This is a genomic window from Porphyromonas uenonis 60-3, from assembly GCF_000174775.1.
Lineage (GTDB): Bacteria > Bacteroidota > Bacteroidia > Bacteroidales > Porphyromonadaceae > Porphyromonas > Porphyromonas uenonis_A.
Map to the genome: position 1 here is coordinate 1 of NZ_ACLR01000167.1, position 547 is coordinate 547.

Genomic DNA, 547 nt, shown 5'->3' on the forward strand with positions numbered 1-547 from the left:
CAACTCAACGACCTGCGCACCTTGCTGAAAGCGCAAAACATGGACAACGTCCGTACGCAGAAGTACGACTACCCCGAGTCCGTAAGCTATATGGATCTCGTAGGCTACTACGAGCAGCTGGGTGACTACGTGCTCAACGTCGGTCCCAGGCCGCTACCAAGGGATAGGAGAGACGTCTATTCGCAGACCCCTCTGCCTAGCTTCTAATACAAATAGCGATACCTACTGACGCAAACCGTCAGGACGCAGCATCCGTGCGTTCTGACGGTTTGTGTATGTGCAAAGGACTACTCGTGAGACTTGCTGTGTGTACATCCCCCTAAAAAACGCCTGAGACATTGGTTCCAACAGGTTGAAACTAAAGTTCCAACCCCCTCTGGAACAAAAGTTTCACCTAGGTGAAACTCCAGTTTCACCCGTATGAAACTCTAGTTTCTTCTGTATGAAACTCTAGTTTCTTCTGTATGAAACTCTAGTTTCTTCTGTATGAAACTCTAGTTTCTTCCGTATGAAACTCTAGTTTCACCTATATGAAACTAATAAGAGC

At 47.0% G+C, this 547-nt stretch carries 1 protein-coding gene; it reads left to right on the forward strand.

The window, feature by feature from the left end:
- On the forward strand, positions 1-207 hold a 207-nt coding region (locus PORUE0001_RS10730), incomplete at its 5' end, for a hypothetical protein (protein ID WP_007365436.1).
- Between the last annotated feature and the right edge of the window lie 340 nt (positions 208-547).